General features: G+C 59.6%; 18 protein-coding genes. 10 read left to right on the top strand and 8 right to left on the bottom strand.

Annotated features, from left to right (window positions below; translation table 11 throughout):
- Positions 1-80: 80 nt before the first annotated feature.
- Both AAAX34_RS08980 and AAAX34_RS08975 read right to left on the bottom strand, forming a co-directional pair.
- Complete coding sequence (locus AAAX34_RS08980; protein WP_006235553.1) at positions 81-1,085, bottom strand: GGGtGRT protein; 1,005 nt, start codon at positions 1,083-1,085, stop codon at positions 81-83.
- 18 nt (positions 1,086-1,103) lie between these two features.
- Positions 1,104-1,838 (bottom strand): nitrogen-fixing protein NifU, encoded by a 735-nt coding sequence (locus AAAX34_RS08975; RefSeq protein ID WP_006235554.1) that lies wholly within the window; start codon positions 1,836-1,838, stop codon positions 1,104-1,106.
- Between the two features lie 403 nt (positions 1,839-2,241).
- Here AAAX34_RS08975 and AAAX34_RS08970 point away from each other — a divergent pair, with 403 nt between their 5' ends.
- On the top strand, positions 2,242-3,051 hold the full coding sequence (locus AAAX34_RS08970) for a transposase (RefSeq protein ID WP_349110977.1): 810 nt from the start codon (positions 2,242-2,244) through the stop codon (positions 3,049-3,051).
- A gap of 65 nt (positions 3,052-3,116) precedes the next feature.
- Here the strand turns inward: AAAX34_RS08970 and sufU are convergent, their stop codons facing one another.
- From sufU to sufC, 5 genes are read right to left on the bottom strand one after another with little or no spacing between them, the layout of a single operon-like run.
- Entirely contained in the window at positions 3,117-3,551 is a 435-nt protein-coding gene (gene sufU / locus AAAX34_RS08965) for a Fe-S cluster assembly sulfur transfer protein SufU (RefSeq protein WP_349110976.1), read from the bottom strand.
- On the bottom strand, positions 3,544-4,869 hold the full coding sequence (locus AAAX34_RS08960; RefSeq protein WP_349110975.1) for a SufS family cysteine desulfurase: 1,326 nt from the start codon (positions 4,867-4,869) through the stop codon (positions 3,544-3,546). Before AAAX34_RS08960 ends, sufU begins: the two co-directional genes overlap by 8 nt.
- Positions 4,866-6,137, bottom strand: a complete 1,272-nt coding sequence (locus AAAX34_RS08955; RefSeq protein ID WP_349110974.1) for a SufD family Fe-S cluster assembly protein — start codon at positions 6,135-6,137, stop codon at positions 4,866-4,868. The genes AAAX34_RS08960 and AAAX34_RS08955 overlap by 4 nt, the downstream gene beginning before the upstream one ends.
- Positions 6,137-7,549 carry a Fe-S cluster assembly protein SufB gene (gene sufB, locus AAAX34_RS08950; RefSeq protein WP_022094821.1) on the bottom strand — a complete coding sequence of 471 codons (1,413 nt, stop codon included), beginning with the start codon at positions 7,547-7,549 and terminating at the stop codon, positions 6,137-6,139. The genes AAAX34_RS08955 and sufB overlap by 1 nt, the downstream gene beginning before the upstream one ends.
- A gap of 12 nt (positions 7,550-7,561) precedes the next feature.
- On the bottom strand, positions 7,562-8,362 hold the full coding sequence (gene sufC / locus AAAX34_RS08945) for a Fe-S cluster assembly ATPase SufC (RefSeq protein ID WP_349110972.1): 801 nt from the start codon (positions 8,360-8,362) through the stop codon (positions 7,562-7,564).
- Between the two features lie 224 nt (positions 8,363-8,586).
- On the opposite strand from sufC, the gene AAAX34_RS08940 reads away from it, so the two are divergent.
- From AAAX34_RS08940 to AAAX34_RS08930, 3 genes are all read left to right on the top strand, one after another.
- Positions 8,587-9,018 (top strand): Rrf2 family transcriptional regulator, encoded by a 432-nt coding sequence (locus tag AAAX34_RS08940; RefSeq protein ID WP_022094822.1) that lies wholly within the window; start codon positions 8,587-8,589, stop codon positions 9,016-9,018.
- Positions 9,019-9,157: 139 nt separating this feature from the next.
- A complete protein-coding gene (locus AAAX34_RS08935) occupies positions 9,158-10,975 on the top strand; it encodes a hypothetical protein (RefSeq protein ID WP_349110970.1) in 1,818 nt (605 codons plus the stop codon).
- 202 nt (positions 10,976-11,177) lie between these two features.
- Positions 11,178-12,974 (top strand): AAA family ATPase, encoded by a 1,797-nt coding sequence (locus AAAX34_RS08930; RefSeq protein WP_349110969.1) that lies wholly within the window; start codon positions 11,178-11,180, stop codon positions 12,972-12,974.
- Between the two features lie 24 nt (positions 12,975-12,998).
- Here the strand turns inward: AAAX34_RS08930 and AAAX34_RS08925 are convergent, their stop codons facing one another.
- Positions 12,999-14,018 carry a glycosyltransferase gene (locus tag AAAX34_RS08925; protein ID WP_349110968.1) on the bottom strand — a complete coding sequence of 340 codons (1,020 nt, stop codon included), beginning with the start codon at positions 14,016-14,018 and terminating at the stop codon, positions 12,999-13,001.
- 256 nt (positions 14,019-14,274) lie between these two features.
- Here AAAX34_RS08925 and AAAX34_RS08920 point away from each other — a divergent pair, with 256 nt between their 5' ends.
- The 6 genes from AAAX34_RS08920 (at position 14,275) to AAAX34_RS08895 (ending at position 21,943) form a co-directional block, all read left to right on the top strand.
- A complete protein-coding gene (locus tag AAAX34_RS08920) occupies positions 14,275-15,378 on the top strand; it encodes a glycosyltransferase (protein ID WP_055252279.1) in 1,104 nt (367 codons plus the stop codon).
- 6 nt (positions 15,379-15,384) lie between these two features.
- Positions 15,385-16,425, top strand: coding sequence for a glycosyltransferase family 2 protein (locus AAAX34_RS08915; RefSeq protein ID WP_161115975.1), 1,041 nt, complete (start codon positions 15,385-15,387; stop codon positions 16,423-16,425).
- A gap of 74 nt (positions 16,426-16,499) precedes the next feature.
- Positions 16,500-17,618, top strand: coding sequence for a glycosyltransferase family 2 protein (locus tag AAAX34_RS08910; protein ID WP_161115974.1), 1,119 nt, complete (start codon positions 16,500-16,502; stop codon positions 17,616-17,618).
- A 12-nt stretch (positions 17,619-17,630) separates the two neighbouring features.
- Positions 17,631-18,698 carry a glycosyltransferase gene (locus AAAX34_RS08905; protein ID WP_349110967.1) on the top strand — a complete coding sequence of 356 codons (1,068 nt, stop codon included), beginning with the start codon at positions 17,631-17,633 and terminating at the stop codon, positions 18,696-18,698.
- Positions 18,699-21,185, top strand: a complete 2,487-nt coding sequence (locus AAAX34_RS08900) for a glycosyltransferase family 2 protein (protein ID WP_349110965.1) — start codon at positions 18,699-18,701, stop codon at positions 21,183-21,185.
- Positions 21,186-21,376: 191 nt separating this feature from the next.
- Positions 21,377-21,943, top strand: coding sequence for a hypothetical protein (locus AAAX34_RS08895; RefSeq protein ID WP_187360521.1), 567 nt, complete (start codon positions 21,377-21,379; stop codon positions 21,941-21,943).
- Positions 21,944-22,158: the final 215 nt, after the last annotated feature.

Raw genomic sequence — 22,158 nt, 5'->3', positions numbered from 1 at the left:
GACAGCGCAAACAAAAAGAGCCGCTACCCGGGTGGGTAGCGGCTCCAAAGCTCAACTATATGAGCATCGCGCGGGCGCGATTAGGCCTTGAGGGCCTCCTCGACGGCGACAGCGCAGGCGACGGTGGCACCGACCATGGGGTTGTTGCCCATGCCGATGAGACCCATCATGTCGACGTGCGCAGGCACGGAGGAAGAACCGGCGAACTGGGCGTCGGAGTGCATGCGGCCCATGGTGTCGGTCATGCCGTAAGAGGCAGGGCCGGCGCCCATGTTGTCCGGGTGCAGGGTACGGCCAGTGCCGCCACCAGAAGCGACGGAGAAGTACTTCTTGCCAGCCTCGAGGCGCTCCTTCTTGTAGGTGCCAGCGACGGGGTGCTGGAAGCGCGTGGGGTTGGTGGAGTTACCGGTGATCGAGATGTCGACGTTCTCGTGCCACATGATGGCAACGCCCTCGCGGACGTCGTCGGCGCCGTAGCAGTTGACGGCGGCGCGGGGACCATCGGAGTAGGGGATGGTCTCGACGACCTTGAGCTCGCCCGTGAAGTAGTCGAACTGGGTCTTCACGTAGGTGAAGCCGTTGATGCGGGCGATGATCTGAGCAGCGTCCTTGCCCAGACCGTTGAGGATGACGCGCAGCGGCTTCTTGCGAGCCTTGTTGGCGTTCAGAGCCAGGCCGATAGCACCCTCAGCGGCAGCGAAGGACTCGTGACCGGCCAGGAAGGCGAAGCACTCGGTGTCGTCGGAGAGCAGCATAGCGCCCAGGTTGCCGTGGCCCAGACCGACCTTGCGGTCCTCGGCGACGGAGCCGGGAACGGTGAAGGCCTGGATGCCCTCGCCGATGATGGCGGCAGCCTCAGAAGCGGACTTGGCGCCACGCTTGACAGCGAGAGCGCAACCGAGGGTGTAGGCCCACTCGGCGTTCTGGAAGGCGATGGACTGGGTGTTGTTGACGATCTCACGCGGGTTGAAGCCCTTGTCGGTGCAGATCTGCAGAGCTTCCTCGAGGGAGGCGATGCCGTTGTCGGCGAGGCACTTGTTGATCTTGTCAGCGCGGCGCTCGTAACCTTCGAACGTAACAGTCATAGTTATTTCCCTCCCTTTCTACTCGTGAACCGGGAACACGCTGGCGACGGAGTGAGTCTCCTCGTCGGTGCGCGGGTCGATGTACTTGGCAGCGTTTTCCCACTGACCATAGTGGCCCATAGCGCCAGCGATGGCCTCCTCGGGGGTCTTGCCGGCCTTGACGGCGTCGGTGAACTTGCCGAGGTTCAGGAACTCGAATGCGATGATCTCGTTCTTGTCGTTGAGAGCCATGCGGGTGACGTAGCCCTGAGCGAGCTCGAGGTAACGAGCGCCCTTGGCCTTGGTGCCGAACATGGTGCCGACCTGAGAGCGAAGGCCCTTGCCGAGGTCGTCGAGGGAGGCGCCCACGGGCAGGCCGCCCTCGGAGAACGCGGTCTGGCTGCGGCCGTAAACGATCTGCAGGAAGATCTCGCGCATAGCAACGTTGATGGCGTCGCAGACGAGGTCGGTGTTGAGGGCCTCGAGGATGGTCTTACCGGGAAGGATCTCGGAAGCCATGGCGGCAGAGTGGGTCATGCCCGAGCAGCCGATGGTCTCAACGAGGGCCTCCTCGATGATGCCGTCCTTGACGTTCAGCGTGAGCTTGCAGGCGCCCTGCTGAGGTGCGCACCAACCCACACCGTGCGTAAGACCGGAGATGTCGGAAATCTCCTTAGCCTGGACCCACTTGCCCTCCTCGGGGATGGGTGCGGGGCCGTGGTATGCACCCTTGGCAACGGGGCACATGTTCTCCACTTCCTGTGAGTACTGCATGCCTCTCCTCTCTATCGTGTTGGCGTCCCGTCTGGGGGTCGTGGCTGGCGATTGCCGGGCGACCCTTCGAAAGGGACATGACATGCAGCCCCTATAATACCGCGAAATGCACGGAATATTCGGCGAACGGCTCAGTTTTCGTAGCGAGAAGTCCGGAAGTTTTAATTGAAACGGTTTAACTCTATGTTCTGTGGTCGCGAACTTCCGTAGAGGGGGTCCGTCTTGGGCAAGCTATTGGTCAGCTCTTGTAAGCATTGCGGGGGTTGACCTGTTGCAACGGTGCCGTTCGCCGCCTGATTACTGCCTTTGGCCGCGCGAGTGTATTGTTTTGCGTGAATGTTTTGATGGCACGCTTCAATCGTGCTGTATTGGATGGCAAGCAGATCCCGGCGAAGGGAGCGCCATGCAGCGCGTTTGGAGAACGGTTACCGGCTTTTACCATGTCTGTGCCCGCGGTACGGGCAAGCGGCTCATCTTTGAGGGCGATGACGACCGGTGGGAGTTTTTGGAGCTGATGCGCGAGTGCTGCCGCGAGGAGGGTGTGACGGTTATCGCCTGGTGCCTTATGGGCAATCACGTGCATTTGGTGCTTGCAGATTACGAGGACAGGATGAGCGCGGCGATGCACCGGCTGCTTTTGACGTACGCGCGGCGGTTCAATAAGCGCATGGGGCGCACAGGTCATCTGTTCCAGAACCGTTTTGACCGGCGTTCGCTCGATATCGATTGGCAGGTGATGGAGGCTATTCGCTCCGTACACGCCGATCCGCAGGAGGTGGGCGTTAGCCTAATCGAGCGTTATCCCTGGAGCAGCTTTGCGGAACATCTGCGCTCTTACGACTGTGATGCGGCCGATGCCGCGAGGGGATTTTCTGATCCTTCTTGCGTGCTTGAACTTTTTGGTTCTGCCGAGGGCTTTATTGCCTATTCGCTTTCGACGCCCGACGGTAGCGAGCCGGCGCTGTGCGATATGAAAGAGACAGAGTGGGAACGCCACGCCTTTGCCGACAAGATGGCGAAGAGCCTCGGGGCTCCGCTCCATGGGGTTAAAGACGCACCGCCTGCGCAGCGTGATACCGTTATTGTTGGATTGCACGATGCCGGTTTCACGGTGCGCCAGATTGAGCGCTATACCGGGATTGGAAAAAGTAGCGTCTCTCGTATTGTGCGTGCTTATGCGCGGGTGACGGCACAGGCTGAGCTCTCGGAATAGAAAATGGCCGAACCACTCTTGTCAAGCGATTCGGCCAACAAAAATCTTAAGATTTGGGACAAGTACTACTGATTATTTTGCCCCTCGAGCATGCCGTCGAGGGTGCGCCAGGCGAGCTCGGCGCATTTGACGCGGGCGGGCATGTGCGAGATGTCCTGGAGCTGGGCGGCTTCGTCCAGGTCTTCCAGGTCCTCCTCGGAGAGCTGCTCGCCGCGGATCATGGCGAGGAAGAGCTCTGCTAGGCGGCGAGCTTCCTCGACGGTCTCGCCGGTGATGAGGTCGGCCATGATGTCGGCGCTGGCCTGGCTGATGGCGCAGCCATGACCGGTAAAGGAGGCCTCCTCGATCACGCCGTTCTCGACGCGCAGCTGCAAGGTGAGCTCGTCGCCGCAGCTGGGGTTGATGCCGTCGTGCTCGTGCGTGGGAGCATCCATCTCGTATTTATAGTCGGGGTGCGAGTTGTGCTCCATAAACGTGGTGGAGGTGTACAGATTACCCATTGAACGTGCTCCAAACGTGATGCAGGCCGGCGATGAACTTGTCGATATCGGCCTTGTCGTTGTAGAAGGCCACGCTGGCGCGGCAGCAGGCGAGGTTCTCGACGCCCAGCCAGGTGAGCAGCGGCTGCGCGCAGTGGTGGCCGGCGCGGATGCAGACGCCGTCCATGTCCATGATGCTCGCGACGTCGTGCGGATGGATGCCCTTGACGTTAAAGCTCACAACGCCGTGGTGGTTGTCCCAATAGATGGAGCCGATGATCTGGACAAAGTCGAGCTGCATGAGCTCGCGCATCAGGTAGTGGACGAGTGCCTGCTCGCGTGCCTGGATGTTTTCGTAGCCTACCGTGTTGACCAGGTAATCAAGCGCCGCGCCCGTGGCGAAGATGCCGGCGGCGTCCTGCGTGCCGGCCTCGAACTTCTCGGGGACGGGAGCCCAGACGGCGTCCTGCTCGGTGACCGAGTCGATCATCTCGCCGCCGGTGAGCATGGGCGGCATGGCGTTGAGCAGGCCCATCTTGCCCCACAGCACGCCGATGCCCATGGGGCCCATGGCCTTGTGCGCGCTAAAGGCAAAGAAGTCGGCTCCCAAGTCGGCCACATCGACCGGCATGTGCGGAAGCGACTGTGCGCCGTCGACGACCAGATAGCCGCCGTACTTGTGCACGAGCTTGCCGAGGTTCTTGACTGGGTTCTCGACGCCCAGCACGTTGGAGACCTGTCCCACGGCCAGGATCTTGGTCTTGGGACCCACCTTGGCAAGAACCTCCTCGGTGGTGAGCAGGCCGGTCTTGGTGGGGTAGAGGTAGACGAGCTTGGCGCCGGTCTCGCGGCAGACCTGCTGCCACGGGATCAGGTTGGAGTGGTGCTCCATGATGGTGATGACGACCTCGTCACCGGGCTCGAGCACCGTGGGTGCAAAGCTCTTGGCGACCAGGTTGAGCGACTCGCTCGTGTTGCGGGTGAAGACGATTTCGTTGGCCTGGGAAGCGCCGATGAGGTCGGCGATCTGCTGGCGCACCTTCGCGATAGCGTCGGTGGCCTCGACGGACAGCGAGTACAGGCCGCGCAGGGGGTTGGCGTTCATGCGCTGATAGAAGTCGCGCTCGGCGTCAAGCACACAGGCAGGGCGCTGCGCGGTGGCGGCGCTATCGAGGAAGGCGATCTCGGGGTGCTGCTGGAACAGAGGGAACTGGCCCTTGTAGGGGTTGGTCTCGATGTCCACAGTGGGCCAGCCGCGCGAAGCCTCGTCGCTGGCGTCGAGCTCCATGGGCTCGGGGGCAGTACAGGTGTCGCATTTAACGTGCTCGGTGTCGATCATGCGAGCTCCTCTTCAAAGTTGTCGATCAGGTTGTTGCCCAGGCGGACGACGGCGGCGCGGGTGCGCTCGTCGGTGGCGGAAAGCGCGGCGTCCTCCAGCTTGGCGCGGATGAACAGGTCCTCGGCGGCGTTTTGGTCAAGGCCTCGGCAGGCGAGGTAGAACAGTTGCTCGTCGCGGACGTGACCGATGGTGGCGCCGTGGTTGCCGGCGACGTCGTCCTCGTCGCAGAGAATGACGGGAACGGTCTTGTTGTCGACGCCCTTGTTGGCCAAAAGCACCGTCTCGCGCTCGGTGCCGGTTGCACCCTTGCAGCCGTGCACGAGGTCGATGGTGCCGCGGTAGACCTTCTTGGACGCGCCGGTCAGCACGCCGTTGGCGTCGATCTCGCACTCGGTCTTGCGACCGCGGTGGCGCAGCTCGTAGTTAAAGTCGCGCACCTGCTCGCGGGCGCCAAGGTAGTCAGTATCGATGGTGACCTTTGCGGTATCGCCCAGCAGGTCGCCGGCAAGGCCGGTGGCGCTGGCGCCGGCACCCAGGACGGTGTGCTGCACGTTGACGCGCGCGCCCTCGTCCAGGAACAGGCCGGTGTCGTCGAGCGCGATCCAGCTATCGTCGAGCGTCTGCGTGCAGGTCACGTTGACGGTGGCGTACTCGTGGGCGCACACGCGTAGCACGGAGCCCACGACGCCTTGGCCGGCAACGGGGGAGTCCAGGGCTATGCGTAGGTCGAGCGTTGCCTGCGGACGGGCGACGACATCGATGGCGGCGATGGCCGCGGCTGCATCGACACCGCTCACGCGCACGGTAACCGTAGCGTGCTTGTATGCGGGCACATCGATGACGATGCGCTTGGCGGCGTGGTCGGCCAAGTAGGTGTAGGCAGCCTCGCCCATGCCGGTCTTGAAGGCTTCAGCAGGGGAGAGCTCCTCCTCGAGCTTGATGGCACCGGCCTGGTAGATGGAGGTGGCGGGCACGTCAAGCTCGGTCTCGGGTGTGATGCGGGCGCGGTCGGCGGCATCACCAGGGGCGGAGGCGCGGCGCTCGGGGAAGCGCTCGGCCATGGCGTCCATGGCGGCGTCGAACGCGTCTGCCACGCCAGCAAACTGCTCGTCCAAGCCCTCAACCTTAACGGTCTCGGCGGGAGCGGCGGCAAGCTCGTCAGAGAGCTCAAGCTTGGTCTGATTCATCTTCAGCCAGCCCCAAGTCGCCGCAGGCATCGCATTGACCTGCTCAAGGGTGGTAGCAGCGGTGTTCGTGGTCTGTATCATTATCCGATCGCTCCTTCCATCTCGAGCTTGATCAGGTTGTTCATCTCGACGGCGTACTCCAGCGGCAGCTCCTTGGAGACCGGGTTGGCAAAGCCGTTGACGATCATGGTACGGGCTTCTTCCTCCGAGATACCGCGGCTCATCAGGTAGAACACCTTATCGTCGCCGATGCGGCCGATGGTGGCCTCGTGGCCGATGTCGACGTTCTTGGCGCGGATGTCCATGGCCGGAATAGTGTCGGAGCGGCTTTGGTCGTCGAGCATCAGCGACTGGCAGCTCACGGTTGCCTTGGAGCCCTCGGCCTTGGGCGTGGCCACGATAGAGCTGCGGAACGTCTGGATGCCGCCGCTCTTGGAGATGCCCTTGGTCTCGACGGTTGCCGAGGTCTCAGGCGCGTTGAGCACGACCTTGCAGCCGGTGTCGAGGTTCTGCCCGGCGCCGGCAAAGGTGATGCCGGTAAAGCTAGACCGGGCGCGGCGGCCGTTGAGCACGCTCATGGGGTAGAGGTAGCCCACGTGGCTGCCGAAGGAGCCGCTGATCCACTCGATGTCGCCGTCCTCGTCCACGCGCGCACGCTTGGTGTTGAGGTTGTACATGTTCTTGGACCAGTTCTCGATGGTCGAGTAGCGCAGGTGCGCACGCTTGCCCACAAAGAGCTCGACGGCGCCGGCGTGTAGGTTGGCCACGTTGTACTTGGGCGCGGAGCAGCCCTCGATAAAGTGCAGGTCAGCGTCGTCCTCGACAATGATGAGCGTGTGCTCAAACTGGCCGGCGCCCTTGGCATTAAGGCGGAAGTAGCTCTGCAGCGGGAAATCGAGCTTGGTGCCCTTGGGCACGTAGACAAATGAGCCGCCCGACCATACGGCGCCGTGCAGGGCCGCAAACTTGTGGTCGGTGGGCGGGATGAGCGTCATAAACTTCTCGTGGATGAGCGGTTCCCACTGCGGGTCGTGCAGGGCCTCCTCGATGCCGGAGTAGACGATGCCCATCTTGGAGGCGGTGTCCTGCATGTTGTGGTAGACGAGCTCGGAGTCGTACTGCGCGCCGACGCCTGCCAGGTAGCTGCGCTCGGCCTCGGGGATGCCCAGGCGCTCAAAGGTGTTCTTGATGTCGTCGGGCACCGACTCCCAGTCGTGCTTTTGGTCGGTGTTGGGCTTGACGTAGGTGACGATGTTGTCCATGTCCAGGCCCTCGATGGAGGGGCCCCACGTCGGGTCGGGAAAACGATTAAAAATCTCGAGGGACTTGAGGCGCAGGTCGAGCATCCACTGCGGCTCGTCCTTTTTGGCGCTGATCTCGCGCACGATGTCGGGCGTGATACCGGCGTCGAGGCGCTCGAATCCCTCCTCGCCATAGGTGAAGTCGTAGAGGCTGCGGTCGATGTCCGCGACCTCGGTGCGGTTCTTGGTCATTGCGTCGCCCCTTTACGCCTGCTGCTCGGCAGCGGCGGCCTCGGTCTGGGCGCGCTGCTCGGCGGCCTCGCGCTCGAAGGTCTCAAAGCCGTTCTTGTCGATCCAAGGGATCAGTGAGGCGTCGTCCTCGCGCACGATGTGGCCCTTGACCATAACGTGGACGCGGTCGACATCCAGGTGCTCCAAGATGCGCGTGTTGTGCGTGATGATGAGCATGGAGCCGTCGCAGCTCCTGCGGTAGGCGTCCATGCCGTGGCTGACGGTGGAAAGCGCGTCGACGTCCAGACCAGAGTCGGTCTCGTCCAGGATGGCGAGCTTGGGCTGCAGCAGCAGAAGCTGGAGCATCTCGACCTTCTTCTTCTCGCCGCCTGAGAAGCCCACGCCCAGCTCGCGGTTGAGGTAGGCGGTATCCATGTTGAGCTCGGCCGCGAGCTCCTTGACGCGACGGCGGAACTCCTTGCCCTTCATCTCCAGGCCGGGGCGGCCGGCGATGCTGGCGCGCAAAAAGCTCGACAGCGGCACGCCCGGAATCTCGACCGGGGCCTGGAAGCTCAGGAACAGGCCGGCGCGCGAGCGCTTGTCGGTGGTGAGCTCGGTGATGTCCTGGCCGTCAAAGACGATGTGGCCGTCGTTGACCGTGTAAACGGGGTCGCCCATGACCAGGTGGCCGAGGGTGGACTTGCCGGCGCCGTTGGGTCCCATCAGCACGTGGGTCTCGCCGGCGGCGACGTTGAGGTTGACGTTGTGGAGGATGGTCTTCTCGTCCACGGAGGCGGTCAGACCTTCGATGGAAAGCAGCGGATTTGCGCTCATGCTGTCCCTCTCTGTATATGGTGTACTCATAGGTGTACTAAACCCTAGGAATCTTCTCGGAATAAAGTTACTATGGGTTCGGCGTTAGTCAAGGGAAAACCCGACTAATCCACTCGACTTTTCAAATTCTGGGACAAAATAACCTGTTGTGTTTGTCCCATTTACTTAAGATTTGGGACAAACAAAGCTGGTTATGTTGTCCCAGATGCGATGGGAGGGTAGGTATGCTCATTTCTTCCAAGGGCCGCTATGCCCTCCGACTGATGATCTATATCGCGGCGCTGGGCGACGCCGAGGGCAAGATTGCCCTGCGCGAGGTTGCCGACCGCGAGCATATCTCACAAAAGTATTTGGAGCAGCTGGTTCGTCCGCTTATGAAGGCGGGCCTGCTTAAGAGCGTGCGCGGCAAGGGCGGCGGCTATATGATGGCCAAGGATCCAGCCGAGGTGCGTGCCGGCGACATCCTGCGTGCCGTCGAGGGCAGCACGGCTCCGGTGGCGTGCGATGGCATCGACAACAGCTGCGCCCGCAGCGACCTGTGTTCCACCGTCAAGTTCTGGCGCGGCTTGGACGAGGTCATCGAGAACTATGTTGACGGCGTGACGTTGGCCGACCTGGCCGCCGTCCCCGAGATCAACTTTGACATTAAGCTGTAGGTTGAGCGCAATTCCTTAAGATTTCGCGGAGGGTTGTTGCCGTTTACCGAGGGGTTGTTGTGCAACAACGGGCGAGCTGCAATACTTATTTCTATCTTTGCAAACTGCACTTTAACTATACCAATGCAGGGAGGATCTTATGCAGCCCAAGCATTCTGCTATTGTCGCGGGCCTGACGCTGGCGCTTTCGTTTGGCGCCGTTACCGCGCCCGCGCCCGCCGCTGCCGAGGAGCCCACGCCGGGCGTTGCCTCGGATGCCACCGATATCGACAAAGGCCTCTACACCCAGCAGTCCTTCTCGGGCGTGCTGAGGTCGGTCCAGGGCGTTTCGTTTGTAAACGTGACTCCCGAGATGAAGTACTTTACCAAGTACGAGAGCCATGGCAACTACAACCAGGGCTTTTCGTATGGCGACGGTTATAACGCGCTGGGCTATTACCAGTTCGACCGCCGTTGGTCGCTCATTCCGTTTATAAAGCAGGTTTACAACTACGATTCTGCCAAGTACGGCATGCTCAAGGATGCGATTGATCGCGGCAGTGAGATTTCCAACGCGAGCAATGCCATGTACGAGAACGGCCAGCTTACCGAGCTGGGCCGTATTGCACAGGAGGCCTTCCAGGGTGCTTATAACACCGATCCTGCTGAGTTTTCGGCTCTGCAGGATGCGTATGCGTACAACTCGTACTATGCGGTGACCGAGGCGTGGCTCAAGAGCGGCCTTGGTATTGATATTTCGGGCCGTGCCGATTGCGTCAAGGGCATGGTGTGGAGCATTACCAACATGTGCGGCACCGGTGGCTGCAGGGACTTCTTCCGCTGGGCGAATCTTTCTAATGATATGACTGACCGTGAGTTTGTGACGGCGCTCTCCAATAGCGTGGTCAACAATGTCGCCACCAAGTATTCGAGCCAGCCCCAGTATCATGAGGGCTGGAAGAACCGTTATAAGAATGAGCTGAAGGACTGCTTGGCTTATATCGCCGAGGACGAGGCCGCTGCCGCTGCGACGCCCGTGCAGCCCGAGCCTACACCGGCGCCCTCGCCGACACCTGATTCGAATGACGACTCGAGTGACGATGCCAACGATGACAGGATGGATGCGCCCTCGACCGATGCTGACGGTAATGGCTCTGCTGGTGGCACTACCAACGACGGCTCTACCTCGAACGGCTCCAATTCGAACGGCTCTGCTGCGGGCGATTCGTCTTCAAGCTCTGCCGGCAATACGGACAGCGACGCTTCTGGTTCGACCGACGCTGACACCTCTAACTCATCCACCGGCTCGAGCGATTCGTCCGTTGACACCGGCTCTAACAACGGCTCTGGCTCTGACGCAACCCCTGATTCCGATGCTTCCAAGGACGACTCGAATAAGGCGCCGGACGCTCCCGTTGCTTCGCCGGACAAGAAGCCTTCTTTCTCCGAGCAGCTTGGTTCTACGCTGGGTTCTTCGCTGATGGCTGGCGTCAATAACGGCTCGGCCCAGAACAAGGACAACTCTGATCAGGCTTCCACGGAAAAGACCGAAGCCGCAAAGGGCGACTCCAAGGATAAGGCTTCCGAGAAGGTTGAATCCGATAAGGGTTCTAGCTCTGATGAGAAGGACGACAAGTCCGCTCAGAAGAAGGACGAGGACAAGAAGTCTGAATCTGAGGAGAAGGACAAGAACAAGGACAAGACCGAGGACGGAAAGCAGCAGGGCGAGGACAGCAGTAAGGGCAACACCGACAACCAGAACCAAGAGCAAAATGACTCCAAGACGGTGACCACTACAACCACCACTACAACGACTAAGACTTCGGGCGGTAACATGCCCAAGACGGGCGACCTTATCGTTATGGCGAGCCTTGCCAGCGCGAGCTTGGCCACGCTGGGCGCTACGTCTATCGTAAGTGGTAAGCATAAGCTCGATCAGCAGAAGAAAGCTTCTGGGGAGGACGACTCGGAGGAGTAGACTCTCAGTTGCCAGATAACTAAAGAGTCGGGACGGGGTCCGGTGCGAATGCATCGGGCCCCGTTTTGTTGTGCAACGATTAGTTGTGCCCCCTCACACCTCTTGTTGCTACCGTTGCCCGATATGATCGCGCGGCGACATCGGTACGCGCGAGGCGGTCATTACAATTGGCATCGTGTTGCGATTTAGGGGGAACGTTTTGGTGTCTGAACAGGCAAATAATGGTTGTGCTGCCGGCTCTGGCGTGCGTTTGATCGGCTGTGCCGACGATGCGGCTTTGCCCATTGGCATGCACGACTATGCGGAGGCTCTTGGTTGCTGCACGCTGGTCGACAAGACCATGTTTATTGCCGATGTGTTGGACTGCGACGCGTCCGTTGTGGTGTGCTGTCGACCCGAGGGTTTTGGCAAGAGCATGAACTTGTCGATGCTCAGGGCTTTTCTGGAGCGTCCCGCGGTCGGTCGCGCCGGTCGGAGCCCGTTTGCCGATGCTCAGATTTGGGATGCGGACGGCGGGCGTTATCGGGATGAGTACGCTTGCTATCCGGTGATATCGCTGGATTTTTCTGGCGCTGCGAGGCGTGGCGCCGCTATTGCCGACGTCGTGCGCGATGCTCTTTCGGACGAGTGCGCCCGCCTGCTAGCGCTTTTGAAGGCTCCGGATTTAGCTCGAGACAAGGTGCGTCACATCGAACGTGTTGCGCGTGGCGCGGCGAGCGAGGACGAGGTCGCCTCGGTGCTTGGCGTGCTCATTGAGCTGCTGGAGATGGCCTGCGATGAGCAGGTTGTATTGCTCGTTGATGGGTACGATGCGGCATGGTTGGGCCGTGCAAGCGCGAGGGGCGCTTCCGGTGCTGATCCGGCAGGGCTATTCGATCGCGTGCTGTTCGACGCCATTGCCGCTGCGCGCGATTCGTTGCGGCTGACGTGTTTGATGGGGGAGCGTCCCGGACCTGCTGAAGCGGCGGTTTCTTTGCACGGCTGCTCGTATTGTCTGACGACGCCGCTTTCGACCTGGTGTGACCGTTGTTTCGGCTTTTCGGATGCCGAGGTCCAGGCTCTGTTGAATCATGCTGGGCGCGAGGAATATCTTGATGATGCGCGTGAATGGCTCGAGGGGTATCGGTTTGGCAGGGTCTATTGCTCGAGTCCAGCGCGTGTGATCGGTTTTCTCGGCCGAGGCTGCACGGCGCCTGTGCGTGCCGATCTGTATGGATATGCCGATTGCCTGAGTAGGGTAGTTGCCGGATGGAATCTCGACCGCCTTTCGGTCTTGTTTGATTTGCTCGAGGCCCATGGGTGCGCTGAGGTCCCGCTTTGTTTGGGCACTGCAGAGTTAGATGTCTCGCCTGACGATGGCATGTGGACAGCGCTGTATCTGTCCGGTTTTCTCACGACGGATATGACTGAGGAGCCAGAGCATGGCGATCGCCTCCGTGCTTTGCGATTGCCCAATAAAGAGCTTCGCCAGGCCTTGCGTCTAGTGATTGTTGAGTGGTTTGAGTGCGCTGCCGAAGACATTCGAGACGTCGATGCGTTTCGCGACGGGCTGTGCCGTGGGAACGAGGATACCGTGAGGCGGGCGCTAAGCCGCATCCTGGGGGATGCGGGGATCGGTGAGACCGACCCAGATAAGCCGCTGCCATATCATCTGCTCTTGCAGGGGCTCTGCTTTGGCTTGCCGGGCTATGCCAATCCTGCCTCGAGGCGAAAGTGTGGCGCAGGTCGCTGGGACATCCAGGTTTTCCCTACGGGTGCTGTGTTCGACGTAGCAGATACGATTGGCATGCTGGACGAGCGCCCGCTGATAACGATCAACATGATGTATGACCCCGGTGTGGATGCGCTGGGCCTGGAATTGCTGGCCGTGCAGTCGCTACTCGACATAGAGCGCGACGGCATCGACGAAATCCGTGTGCCACGACCCGGAGTTGGCCGCATGCGCTGGGGGTTTGGGTTTGATGGACAGCATGTGGCTACGGTGTGCCAGCGGCTTTAAGCGCTGAGGTGTTTCCGGCTTCCGTTACTCGGTGTCCTTCATGGGCGGCATGGGCTTCCAGTTGGGATCCTTGATGATCTTGCGGGCGTCTTTCATGCCTCGGCGCAGCGCCGGAATGCCGGTCTTAAAGCACTTGTCGACCGCGGCCAGGCGAATGAATTCCTTGCAGAAGGTCGCGGCATTGCCTAGGCGGAACAGCATGGGGTGGTAGTCACCGTAGATCTGCATATAGCGAGCGAGGAAGCCTCGGTTGCGCATGATGTAGTAGCGGTTGGTGTCGCTCGTGGAGTTGAGCTGGCGCTTGCCGGCGATATCCCAGTTAGAGACGGCGCGGGCGCGCTTGAGAACCACGTCAGCAACAACGGCGGCGGGGAAGTGTTGGCTGGCCACGTAGCCGTAGCAGGCATCGTCGCCGTAGATAAAGAAGCGCGCATCGGGCAGGCCAATCTTGTCGACCACGCGGCGCGAGAACATGCCGCCCTCAAAGCACAGCTGGTTCATGGTGCGGTAGCCCTCGGGACCCAGATCCCACTTGGCGACAGGGTTTGGAATGCCGAGCGAAAGGATCAGTTGGTACTGCCAAAAGAACCCGCCGCCGTCGAAGTCCAGGCGCGAACCCTGGATGACGTCGTAGCGGTCGGTCCACTTGGCCAAGCGCTCGATGCCTTCAGGGATGACGAGCACGTCGTCGTCCATGACCCAGAACCACTGGGCGCCCAGGTCATAGGCGCATTTAGTGCCGGCGGAGAAGCCGCCCGCACCGCCGCCGTTTTCGAGCTGCGGGGCGTAGATGACACGGTCGGTGCCGCCCTGCGCGTCGGGCTGCTCGGTGTCGATGCCCCACAGGTTGGCCAAGCGCTCGTTGAATGCGGTGCACATGGCCTCGGTCTCGCGCGAATTCTCGTTATCGACAATTACGATGCGCCAAGGCGTTGCCGTGAGCCCGGTCATGGAGTCGAACAAGTTGGCTAGGAGTTCCTGGCGCTTGTACGTAACGACGACGATGGCGAGCTTATCGATGGGGGCGGGAAGGGTTGTAGGCATGGGGCAATATATCCTTTCACGCGCGGCGGGCGAGTGCTGCGCGGAAGCTATCGAATACGTCCTTGGGACTGTCTTATTGTAAAGGCTCGGCGCACCTTGACGGCAAGCTTTGAATAAAACGCAGGAACCTGCCATGGGCCCGCCGCATGACGTGGGGCTGCTTTGCCCGCAAGAGGCTCCATAGATTATATAAACGCCCGCTGGCGCGCTGACCCTTTGATACCATGAAACGACAGGTATTTCCTAAGGAGCACATTTGTCTACTAACGCCTCTGGCAGCCCTGTTCTGTCGCTGCTTATTCCCATTTACAATGTTCAGCGCTACCTGCGCGAGTGCCTCGATTCCGCCCTGGCGCAGACGCTCAAGGATATTGAGATCGTCTGCATTAACGACGGGTCGACCGACAACTCGCCGGCGATTATCCGCGAGTATATGGAGCGCGATAGGCGCGTCAAGATGATCGACAAGGCCAACAGCGGCTACGGCGACTCGATGAACCACGGTCTGGAGATGGCGCGTGGCAAGTACGTTGGCATCTTGGAGTCCGATGACTTTATGGCGCCCGACGCACTCGAAAAGCTTGTCTCGGCCGCCGATAGCAATAATGCCGACTTTGCGAAGGCGAACTTTGATTTCTACTGGTCTAAGCCCGAGGAGCGCCGTTCGCTGCACGAGATGTTTAAGGCCAAGGACTGCGGTAAGCCGGTGCACCCGAGCGACACGACGCAGTTCTTTAAGCAGAAACCGTCGATTTGGTCGGCTGTGTACCGTCGCGATTTTCTTGAGCGCAACGGCATCAAGTTCTTGCCGACTCCGGGAGCATCCTTTCAGGACACGTCGTTTGCCTTTAAGGTGATTGCCTGCGCCGACAAGGCCGTTTACCTGCACGATGCCGTGCTTTCGTATCGTCAGGACAACGAGAACTCCTCGGTCAATTCTTCGGCTAAGGTCTTTTGCGTCAATACCGAGTATGCCGAGATTGAGCGTTGGATTCGTGAGGATTATGCCCGCGACCACGTAAGCGGCGATGTCGCGCGCATGCTCAAGTTCAATCAGCTCATTAAGTACGATTCGTACATGTGGAACTACGTGCGCCTGGCGCCTAAGTTCTATAAGGAGTTCCTGGTTCAGATGGCCAAGGAGTTCCAAGCGGCCTTGGACGCCGGGGACTTTTCGCTTGACGACCTCAAGCCGTGGAAGCGCGCAAATCTCGCTGCCATCCTCAAAGATCCTGAGGGCTGGGTTGACGAGCATCCGAGTTTTGCGACGGATGGTGCCTTGGGGCGTGCTAAGTATTACGCCTCGGTTGGAGGCCCAGGCGTGGTCGCTGCCTTCCTCATCGAATCGCTGAGGGGATAGGTCGACATGGGAGAGACTTTGACCCCCAAAGCGACCATTGTCGTTCCCGTCTACAATTCGTCGCGCTCCATTCAGCGATGCCTCGATTCGCTGTTGGCCCAGTCCGAGCGCTCGATTCAGGTTGTCTGCGTCAACGACGGTTCGACTGATGATTCGTTGAACGCGTTGCGTCAGATCGCGCAGGCCGACGATCGCGTACTGGTGATTGACCAGGAAAACGCGGGCGTCTCGTGTGCTCGAAATGCGGGTATCGATGCCGCCGAGGGCGAGACCGTCTTTTTTGTGGACGCCGACGATTACATCGATGCCCAGACGGTCGAGCGCGTGCTGCATGCCATGGAGTCTGCGGATGCCGAGGCCGCCGTTTTTGGCGGCGCCTGTGAACCTGCCGATGCTGCCCCCAAACGCGTCCAGCAACTCATGAGCCCCAAAGCTGGTACCTTCGGCGCCCGTGATCCCCAACTGCTGTTCCATTCGAATACGCAGCCCTATGCCTGCCGTGCGGCTTTTTCGCGCGAGCTGCTCAATCGCGAAGGCATTCGCTTCGCCCCCGGTTTGGCTTTGGGCGAGGACGTCGTCTTCCAATTTGCGGCTTATGCGCTTGCCCACGGGACCGTCGTCATGCCGGACAAGTTCTACCACTACGTGATGGAGAGCGAATCGGCGACGCACGAGTTCAACAGTGTCGAGGCTCGCGCCAAAAAGCTCGATGCCCATATGAGAATGCTCGAGGAGGTCTTGGAGGACTGGGCGGGCTACGGTCTTATGGACCTGTGTCCCGGCGAGCTGATCACCTGGTTCCTGGACCTTATCGTGTTTGATTTGGCGCGCTTGGATTCCGATGACTTCCATCGCGTGGCGGCTCGCGTCAACATGGACCTCACGACGTTTTTGGGAACGGAGTGGGCGGATATGCCTGCTAAGGGCGCCGTTCGCCGTGTTGCCCACAAGCTCGTTGCGGCGACCCCGGGCGTTTCGATGGCAGATGCCACGCTGTTCTATCTTTCGACTCGCGGTCTCAAAGCCTGCCTGGAGCGCTTTATATAATTCCAAGCGCTGCCGCCCGCCGCAACCCGGCTGCTAAAATAACCCTGTTACACGCTATTCAACAGGAGGTTCTCTTGCAGAACTCTGATACCCCTAAAGTTTCGCTGCTTGTCCCCATCTGCAATGTTGAGCGCTACCTGCGCGAGTGCCTCGATTCCGCCGTTGCGCAGACGCTCAAGGACATCGAGATTATCTGTATCAACGACGGCTCCACCGATAGTTCGCCGGATATCATCCGCGAGTACATGGAGCGCGACCCCCGTGTAAAGATGATCGACAAGGCCAACAGCGGTTACGGCGACTCGATGAACCGCGGCCTGGAGATGGCGCGCGGTGAGTACGTGGGCATCCTTGAGTCCGACGACTTTATGTTTGAGGATTCGCTCCAAAAGCTGGTCGCCAAGGCCGATATTGAGCATGTCGATGTGGTTAAGGGCGACTTTTACCTGTATTGGTCCACGCCCACCGAGCGCCGTGAGCTGTTTGGGATCATCGACGAGCATATGACGGGCGCCGCGTATCGCCCCGTCGATTGCCCGGGTATCTTCTACCGCAAGCCTTCCATTTGGTCTGCCATCTATCGGCGCGAGTTCCTCATCGACAATCAGATTCGGTTCCTTCCCACGCCGGGTGCCTCGTATCAGGACGCAGGCTTTAACTTTAAGGTTTGGGCTTGCGCCGAGCGCGCCGCGTTTATTGCGGACCCCATTTTGTGCTATCGCCAGGATAACGAGAAGAGCTCCGTTAATTCGCCCAACAAGGTGTTTTGCGTATGCGACGAATATGCCGAGATGCAGCGCTTTTTGGATGAGCGTCCCGAGCTCAAGGCTCAGCTCCAGGGGATTTTAATGCGCATGAAGGTCGATACGTACCGTTGGAATGATGAGCGCCTGGTCGATGAGCTGCGTGAGCAGTTTTGGAAGAAGGCATCTCCCGAGCTCAAGGCCGATTGGGATGCCGGTCGCTTTGACCTGTCGCTGTTCGATCCGCGTGGCGAGACCGACTTGCGCCTGATGGTCAAGTCGTCCCGCGCCTATATCGATTCACGCTTTGACTTTAAGAAGCCGGGCAAGCTCAATACGTTTAAGCATTACTTTAAGATTGGCGGCTTGCCGCTGGTCTGGCGCGTGCTGACGTATCAGCGCACCTACGGCGACAACCCGCACCCTGATGACGTTCCGGCCGCACAGTAGGAGCGAGTGACTATGGCTACCCCCAAGATTTCCGTTGTCGTTCCCATCTATAAAGTGGAGGAGTGCCTGGCCTGGTGCCTGGACTCCCTGCTTGCGCAGGACATGCCCGATTGGGAAGGTGTGCTGGTCAACGATGGCTCGCCGGATGGCTCGCGCGATATTGCGGCTGCCTATTGCGAAAAGGACGCGCGCTTTACGCTGGTCGATAAGGAGAATGGCGGCCTGTCGAGTGCACGTAATGCAGGCATCGCCGCGTCCACGGCGCCTATCGTCGCGTTCTTGGATTCCGACGACCGATTTACGCCCGATGCATGCCGCGTGATCGTCGATGTCTTTGAGCGCGAGGACTGCGACGTTTTGACCTTTGGCGCGAACCCGTATCCGCTGGAGGCGGGGTATCCGTGGCTTAACTATGTGCTGAGCCCACGCGATGTGTCATTTGCGGGCTATAGCACCGACCTGCTGTTTAAGGAGGCATCTCGCCCCTTTGCATGGCGCACCGCCTGCAAGCGTGAGTTTTTGCTGGGCAACGGGATCGTGTTCGACGAAACCGTTAAGTATGGCGAAGACCAGGTCTTCGATTTTGCCGTGTACGGTCGTTCGCACAAGACCGCGCTTATCTCGAACAAGCTGTATGACTACCGCGTGGCGCGCAAGGGCTCGCTCATGGACACCATGCGCTATGACGACGAGACGCGCCTGCTGGAGCACGTGAAGATTTACTCCGCGGTGCTGGCTGACTGGCAGCGCGACGGTCTCGATGCTCAGCATGCCGATGACCTGGCGTACTTCCTCTGCGATCTGGTGCTGTACGATGCGCTCAGGTTGCTGGGCTCGGACTGCGGCAAGGTGTTTGCTGCCGTCGCCGCGGCCCTTTCCGGTTCTGCCGTGGGCAGCGATGCTGCGCTCGCACAATGCGCTCCTTCTGTTGCTGCTATGGTGCGTGCAGCGCTTACCAGCAAGGCCCCCAATGCCCGTGAGTGCAAAAAGCTCATGTTCGATTACGACGTCTTGAGGTTTGGGCGCTTGGGCGCCTGCAAACGCATGGCAGCGAACGCCCTGGGAAAGCGAGAAGTGTAGATGAGTATCAAGCGTTTGGCACTTTGCCGCAGCCAGGGCCGTCTTTTTGTGCTGCTTCGTTTTGCCGGTCAGGATGTCGCCGCGCTTATTGAGCGGGAGGGTTCTCAAGCGTTTGCCCATGCGACGACGAGCGGCTCTTGTGTGCCGTCGCTGGTGCTCCCGGTCGATCACGGCCGCGTGCTGGCGCTTTGCCCTTCCGTTTCCGATTACGAGCGCGAGCTCGCCGTCTTGGTGCTTCCGTTTTTGGATGGCTCGTCGATGAATGTCGTTTTTGCATCCGGTGGCCAAAGGTTGGGCTCCATTCGCCTCGATAGCCGCGTGGCCAAGCTGGAATCCAAGATTAACTACAAAGCAAAGCCTGCGCTGTGCGCACTTATCCGCGATGCGCAGCGTGGTGAACACTGCGGTCGCTACGAGATCGATGCCATTCGCTATTTGCCGGCAGACGCCGGCGCGGTGTGGCGCTATGAGGTTACCTGGGCGGGAGACTCCCAGTGCGCGCCTGAGCTTCAGATCTTCGATACGCATATGAATGCCATCGATGCTACCGTGCATGTGTTTGAATCGCAGGTCGATGTGCCGCAGCAGAATGGATGCCGTGTCAATAAAACGTATCTGAGCGTTGAGATGCCTCAAGATATACGAGATTTTGTCGCGATTGTGAGCGATTCCACAGAGCAGATCCAGAGCGGGTTTTGCGCCATGGATGGTCGCCTGCACAACGGCATGGTCGACGACAGCTGGAACCGCATGAAGGATGCACGCGCTGATGACGCAGCTTATCGACGTTGGTTTGAGCAACATCGCGCAAAGCCGGGCGATTTGGCGTGCCAGCGTGTCGCTTCGGCGGCCTTTGCCTATAGGCCGCTCGTGAGCATTGTGGTGCCGTGTTACAAGACTGATCGGGTTTACCTGCGCGAGCTGCTGGACTCGGTGATAGCCCAGAGCTATGACAACTGGGAATTGCTGTTCATGGACGCCTCGCCCGAATGGGATGCGGTGGCCAATCTTGCGGCAAGTGCCAACGACGAGCGCGTTCGTCGCATTGGGCTGCCCGGCAACGGCGGCATTGTGGTCAACACCAACGCAGGTATTGAGCAAGCGACGGGCGACTACGTCGCGTTCTTGGACCATGACGACATTCTGGAACCGGACGCGTTATTCCAGTATGTTTCCGCACTGAATAAGGCGGCCGAGGGCGAGCGTCCCCAGGTCCTGTTCTGCGATGAGGACATATTCCAGAAAACGGGGGAGTGGGGCCAGCCGGTCTTTAAGACCGTACTCAACGTCGACCTGCTCTATAGCCATAACTGCGTGACGCATTTCCTGATGGTGGAGAAGGCGCTCATCGATCACATTGGTTTGTCCCCAGAAGACGTTGCGGGCGCCCAGGACTACGACTTGACGCTTCGCTGCCTTGTAGCCGGCGCGCGCTTTGAGCACGTTGCGCATGTGCTGTATCACTGGCGCGTTCATCCGGGATCGACCGCCGACGGTTCTGCCGATAGTAAGCCGTATGCTATTGAAGCCGGGCGCCTTGCGCTGCAGCGCCACTTTAACGCGCTGGGCATTTGCGGAACGGTCGAGGAGACCGAGACGCCGTTTGTCTACCGTATGCGCTATGCGCTGCCAAAGCCTGCGCCGCTGGTGAGCATTGTGATTCCCACCAAGGATCACGTCGAGACGCTCGACGCCTGCGTGATGTCGATCGCCCAGAAGGCCACGTATGCCAACTACGAGATCGTCTTGGTGGAGAACAACAGCGAAGACCCGGAGACGTTTGCGTATTACGAAACCCTTCTGGAGCGCATAGCGGCTGCATCTGGTGGCAAGGGCACGGCGCGCGTTGAGTGGTGGCCGGGCGAGTTCAATTACTCCCAGATCATCAACTTTGGCGTTGAGCATGCCAAGGGCGACTATCTGCTGCTGTTGAACAACGATACCGAGGTCATAAGCCCCGGCTTTATTGAAGAGATGATGGGCTATCTGATGCGTCCCGATGCGGGCGTGGTGGGCGCCAAACTCTATTTTGCCGATCATCTGGTGCAGCATGCTGGCATTTTGGTTGGCGTGCGCGGCGCACTTGCCCATGCCAACCAGGACTTCTCGGCAAAGCGCGAGGGATACCTTGCCCGTGCTGTACGTCCCGGCAACTTTAGCGCCGTAACGGGCGCCTGCCAGATGGTTCGTCGCGACGTGTTTGAGCAGGTCGGAGGCTACAACGAGGAGTTCGCCGTCGGCTTTAACGACGCGGACTTTTGCCTCCGTGTGCGGGAGGCGGGCTACCGTACCATCTTTACGCCCTATGCCGAGCTGTACCACTACGAGTTTACCTCGCGCGGCAGGGAAGAGGCCAACGAGGAAAAGCTGCGCCGCTGGAAGCGAGAGCAGGCACTGTTCATGCAGCGCTGGCCGGAGTTCTTCCTCGATGGCGATCCGTGGTTGGGGCCAAACCTATCTGCCGAGAGTGAGTATTTCTCGGTCTAAGGCAATGGGTTTAGGAAGTCCTGAACTTTCTTTCGCTATGAGCTTGGAAGAAAGCAATGGTGGACTACTAACTAAGTCATATTATGAAAGCTCGATACTTCCGCGATAAGTTTATACAAGCTTATACAGCTCGATATTATTCGATATAAGTAGATATCGCACTTGCCTTTGCCGGCTTACCCGCCGGCGTTATGGATCTTATTAACGGCAAGGCGCTTACGTTCTTGCGTCGTGCCCTCTCCGAAGATCTGGCGCCTATCAACCAGGTGGAGGTAGCGCTCTCTATGGGCGATAGCTTTGTCGCGACTGGTTTGACCATAGAGGACGATCTTCTGTCGAGAGCCGCTAAGGCCACTAAGGGCTATGCCTATCTGGTGCAACTGGTCGGTTACTCCATTTGGCAACGCGCCAACTTGCATCGTGCCAAAAGTGCCATTGTGAGCGAGGGCGACGTCACCGAAGGCATTGCGCTGGCAGAGGCTCGTTTTCACGATGTTGTTCACGAGCCCGCGATTTCTGGACTTGGACTCAACGATATCAAATACCTTTTGGCCATGTGCGAGGATAAGCAGCAGTCCAAATCATCTGAGATTGCTAAACGCATGGGTAAAAAGACCAATGAGGTCAGCTCTATTAGGGCTAAGCTGCTTCAAAGAGAGGTTATTCAAGCTCCGCAGAGGGGCTACGTGCAGTTTGCCGTGCCGGACCTAGATATCTATCTGCGAGAGAACGCCGCGGAGATTCTCGAGCGGTTCTAAATCGAGGCATGAATAGCCGCCGGTTAACTGCCCTTGTCGACTTGGCTCGCGTCCCCCAATCTAGTAGACTCTGAACCGTTGCTAGATTGGGGGGTGTTCCTATAGTTTTGTCAACTGGGAAATGCTCTTCGTGCGACCGAATCGCGGCATGCTGACGCCAAGCCATTAGGCCGGTGGGCTTCAGTCTGCTCGGTGCGTTTCGGCTAGGCTGCGTA

It is taken from the genome of Collinsella sp. CLA-ER-H4 (assembly GCF_040092395.1).
In the GTDB taxonomy this organism is placed as follows: domain Bacteria; phylum Actinomycetota; class Coriobacteriia; order Coriobacteriales; family Coriobacteriaceae; genus Collinsella.
The sequence above is the reverse complement of the archived record's forward strand: the minus strand, read 5'-3'. Positions and strand labels throughout refer to the sequence as shown.

Excerpts from the sequence above, each read along its gene's own strand:
- sufC (WP_349110972.1), bottom strand. The coding sequence starts at position 8,362 with ATGAGCGCAAATCCGCTGCTTTCCATCGAAGGTCTGACCGCCTCCGTG.
- AAAX34_RS08900 (WP_349110965.1), top strand. The coding sequence starts at position 18,699 with ATGAGTATCAAGCGTTTGGCACTTTGCCGCAGCCAGGGCCGTCTTTTT.
- AAAX34_RS08975 (WP_006235554.1), bottom strand. The coding sequence starts at position 1,838 with ATGCAGTACTCACAGGAAGTGGAGAACATGTGCCCCGTTGCCAAGGGT.
- sufU (WP_349110976.1), bottom strand. The coding sequence starts at position 3,551 with ATGGGTAATCTGTACACCTCCACCACGTTTATGGAGCACAACTCGCAC.
- AAAX34_RS08940 (WP_022094822.1), top strand. The coding sequence starts at position 8,587 with ATGCTCATTTCTTCCAAGGGCCGCTATGCCCTCCGACTGATGATCTAT.
- AAAX34_RS08925 (WP_349110968.1), bottom strand. The coding sequence starts at position 14,018 with ATGCCTACAACCCTTCCCGCCCCCATCGATAAGCTCGCCATCGTCGTC.
- AAAX34_RS08955 (WP_349110974.1), bottom strand. The coding sequence starts at position 6,137 with ATGATACAGACCACGAACACCGCTGCTACCACCCTTGAGCAGGTCAAT.
- AAAX34_RS08905 (WP_349110967.1), top strand. The coding sequence starts at position 17,631 with ATGGCTACCCCCAAGATTTCCGTTGTCGTTCCCATCTATAAAGTGGAG.
- AAAX34_RS08960 (WP_349110975.1), bottom strand. The coding sequence starts at position 4,869 with ATGATCGACACCGAGCACGTTAAATGCGACACCTGTACTGCCCCCGAG.
- AAAX34_RS08980 (WP_006235553.1), bottom strand. The coding sequence starts at position 1,085 with ATGACTGTTACGTTCGAAGGTTACGAGCGCCGCGCTGACAAGATCAAC.
- AAAX34_RS08935 (WP_349110970.1), top strand. The coding sequence starts at position 9,158 with ATGCAGCCCAAGCATTCTGCTATTGTCGCGGGCCTGACGCTGGCGCTT.
- sufB (WP_022094821.1), bottom strand. The coding sequence starts at position 7,549 with ATGACCAAGAACCGCACCGAGGTCGCGGACATCGACCGCAGCCTCTAC.
- AAAX34_RS08970 (WP_349110977.1), top strand. The coding sequence starts at position 2,242 with ATGCAGCGCGTTTGGAGAACGGTTACCGGCTTTTACCATGTCTGTGCC.
- AAAX34_RS08915 (WP_161115975.1), top strand. The coding sequence starts at position 15,385 with ATGGGAGAGACTTTGACCCCCAAAGCGACCATTGTCGTTCCCGTCTAC.
- AAAX34_RS08895 (WP_187360521.1), top strand. The coding sequence starts at position 21,377 with ATGGATCTTATTAACGGCAAGGCGCTTACGTTCTTGCGTCGTGCCCTC.